Origin of the sequence: Achromobacter sp. (assembly GCF_036567245.1) — a bacterium.
GTDB lineage: Bacteria > Pseudomonadota > Gammaproteobacteria > Burkholderiales > Burkholderiaceae_B > Achromobacter.
Window position 1 is genome coordinate 1 of sequence record NZ_DATCUY010000546.1, and the last position, 2,561, is coordinate 2,561.

At 65.8% G+C, this 2,561-nt stretch carries 4 protein-coding genes and 1 pseudogene; 1 reads left to right on the forward strand and 4 read right to left on the reverse strand.

Going from position 1 to position 2,561, the window contains the following annotated elements; all coding sequences use genetic code 11:
• Positions 1–146: 146 nt before the first annotated feature.
• From VIR09_RS23040 to VIR09_RS23055, 4 genes are read right to left on the reverse strand one after another with little or no spacing between them, the layout of a single operon-like run.
• Entirely contained in the window at positions 147–401 is a 255-nt protein-coding gene (locus tag VIR09_RS23040) for an acyl carrier protein (protein WP_013392999.1), read from the reverse strand.
• A 19-nt stretch (positions 402–420) separates the two neighbouring features.
• On the reverse strand, positions 421–681 hold the full coding sequence (locus tag VIR09_RS23045; RefSeq protein WP_013393000.1) for a phosphopantetheine-binding protein: 261 nt from the start codon (positions 679–681) through the stop codon (positions 421–423).
• Positions 682–685: 4 nt separating this feature from the next.
• Positions 686–1,525: a lysophospholipid acyltransferase family protein gene (locus tag VIR09_RS23050; protein ID WP_332014957.1), complete on the reverse strand. Its 840-nt coding sequence runs from the start codon at positions 1,523–1,525 to the stop codon at positions 686–688.
• Positions 1,522–2,247, reverse strand: coding sequence for a beta-ketoacyl synthase chain length factor (locus VIR09_RS23055; protein WP_332014958.1), 726 nt, complete (start codon positions 2,245–2,247; stop codon positions 1,522–1,524). Before VIR09_RS23055 ends, VIR09_RS23050 begins: the two co-directional genes overlap by 4 nt.
• A 112-nt stretch (positions 2,248–2,359) precedes the next feature.
• On the opposite strand from VIR09_RS23055, the pseudogene VIR09_RS23060 reads away from it, so the two are divergent.
• Positions 2,360–2,561: pseudogene (locus tag VIR09_RS23060) on the forward strand (4-diphosphocytidyl-2C-methyl-D-erythritol kinase); the annotation flags it as partial.

A 2,561-nucleotide genomic window follows, 5' to 3' on the forward strand; every position in this document is an offset into this window, starting at 1 on the left:
GGCGGCATCCGCGGTCAGGCCGCGGGCCAGCCACAGCAGGGCCAGCGGCAGGGCCAGCCATGCGGCGCTCACCCGTCCCAGCGCCGCATGGACGGCGAAGGGATAGGCGATGCCGGCCACGGCCAGGGCTGCCGCCACGCCGCGTCTCATGCGGCGGGATCCTGCTTCTGGCACATGGCTTGCACCACGTCTTCGACGGTGCGCACCGTGCGGAAGTCATTGGCGTCGAGCTTGCGGCCAGTCTGGCGGCGCACATGATCGATGAGGTCGATGGCGTCGATGCTGTCGATCTCCAGATCCGTGTACAGGTTCGCCTCGGGCGTGATGCGTTCCGGTTCGATCTCGAACAGTTCGACCAGCGCGCCGCGCAGCGTATTGAAAATTTCGTCGCGGGTATGCATCCTGGACTCCGTATCCTTATTAGGCGCGGCGTTGCGCGCTGACAAACTCGGCCAGCTTGGCGATGCTGGCGAAATGCTCGCGCATGTTGCGCGTTTCGGGATCGATGGTGATGCCGTAGCGCTTCTGCAGCGCAAGGCCCAGCTCCAGGGCGTCCACCGAGTCCAGCCCGAGCCCGTCGCCGAACAGGTGGGCGTCGCTGTCGATATCGTCGGGCGCGATGTCTTCCAGGCCCAGCGATTCGATGACGAGGGTCTTCAGTTCAAATTCCAGTTGGTTCATCCGGTCAGGACTCCACTTCCACCGCCTGGGGCGGCTGTTCGTTCATGAGTGCGCCGGCGGGCGCGGCGGGCGCCAGCTCGGCTTCGAAATAGGCGTGCAGGTAATCATTCATCTTGCGTCCTGCGATCGGCAGCGGATGCGCGCCGCTCCAGGTGGCGGGGTCGATGTCGTCTCCCACGCGGATCACGTAGCGCATGCGGCAGGGCGGGATCCGGTACCACGGTTCGCCCTTGGTCAGGCTGCGGGGATTCATGCTGATGACTACGGGCGTGATCACGCGCGCGCCGCGCAGCGCGATGGCGCAGGCGCCGCGATGGAAGCGTGGCATGGCGTCGCGCGGCGTGCGCGTGCCTTCGGGAAAGACGATCAGGGTTTCGCCTGCGCGCAGCGCGTCTGCCGCGCGGTCGAACATGTCGAAGCTCTCGTCGTTGGTGATGTATCCGGCATTGGCCACCGGGCCGCGGGTGAACGGATTGGTCGCCAGGCCATGCTTGACGATGCAGTTGGCGTTCTTGACGTGGCCGACCAGGAACACCACGTCCAGCAACGAAGGGTGGTTGGCCAGGATCATCTGGCCGGGCTGGCCGAGGCGTTCGGCGCCCTTGAATTCCACGGTCAGGATGCCGGTGCGGACCATGAAGCGGATGAACAGGCGGAAGGTGCCGTTCAGCGCGCCGCGCGCGCGGCGTTGGCGGTCTGCCTCGTCGCCGGGCAGCAGACGCTGCGGCGGGAACACCAGCACGCGCAACAGCACGCCGCCGATCCCGAAGAGAGTGAAGGCCATGCCCGTGGCGAACAGGCGCCAGAGCCAGAAGTCCTGCCGGGCAGGCGTGGCGCTCGTCATGCCGTGCGTGTCCAGGTCCATAGTCGGGAGCGGTTGGCGTGCCGCCAGTCGGGCGTGCGCAGCAAGAGGTGGCGCAGCAGGTTCAGGGGATTGGGCCAGGCCTGCGCCGCGTCGGCGGCAACCGGGGCTGGCGGAGCCAGGGTCAGCGTCCAGTCCGCGCCGGGACGCAGGTGCAAGGCGAGCGCATAAGAGCAAGGCGCGTCATCGATCCAGGGGGTGTAAGGCGCGGGCGGACGTTCCTCGGCCAACACCACAAGCACGTCCTGGTGGCCCGCATCGAACAGCATGGACGCTTCGATGAAGGCATGTTCCAGGCCATCGTCTTCTGCCGACAAGGCCACGGATTCGGTGGTTTCGCGGCGTATGATCGACCATTGCGCGGCGATGGCGTTATGCACCGACAGCCCGAAGGCCGTGGGCGACAACGGTTCATCCGCCGCCAGCGCCTGCAGCAGGCCGAAGTTGCGCGTGGTTTCGCCATGGTGGGAGGCGAACACCAGCGGCATGGCGGGCCGCCCCTCGGCTATGGGCCACGCGCACTCGAACACGCCGCGAGCCAGGGGGCTCAAACGGCGGCGTTGCAAGGGAGGCAGGAAGTCCAGGCGGGGCGGGTTCTGATTTCCGATCGGGCAGAACGGATGTTCGGCCCATTCCAACCAGTCGCTGGGGCTGTCGATTCCTTGCGCCCAACCCTGCCATTGCGCGATCGAAAACGTAAACATAGCGCGCGATTCTACTATGGCGATGTCAGGCCATTTTGATTTAAAACGTTACATAATACACAATATTTCCCGTATTTCTTACACTCCGGCTTGCTATTTGTTACCTTCTCCCGTGAACGTTCAGGAACTTTTCATCTGGTGGGCGGACCAAGGCGCCGCCGCCAGCTACCGCAGCCAGGACCTGTCGGCCGAGGATGCGGTGCGCGCGCCGGCGCTGCGCAGTTCGAAGGCGCAGGGCGACTGGCGGGTCAGCAGGGCGTTGCTGCAAAGCGTCAGGCAGGCCGCTCCGGGCGCAGCCACCTCGCTCAGCCATA

What these genes read in the sequence shown, in the direction of transcription:
- VIR09_RS23045 (WP_013393000.1), bottom strand. Translation starts at nt 681, where the DNA reads ATGAACCAACTGGAATTTGAACTGAAGACCCTCGTCATCGAATCGCTG.
- VIR09_RS23050 (WP_332014957.1), bottom strand. Translation starts at nt 1,525, where the DNA reads ATGACGAGCGCCACGCCTGCCCGGCAGGACTTCTGGCTCTGGCGCCTG.
- VIR09_RS23055 (WP_332014958.1), bottom strand. Translation starts at nt 2,247, where the DNA reads ATGTTTACGTTTTCGATCGCGCAATGGCAGGGTTGGGCGCAAGGAATC.
- VIR09_RS23040 (WP_013392999.1), bottom strand. Translation starts at nt 401, where the DNA reads ATGCATACCCGCGACGAAATTTTCAATACGCTGCGCGGCGCGCTGGTC.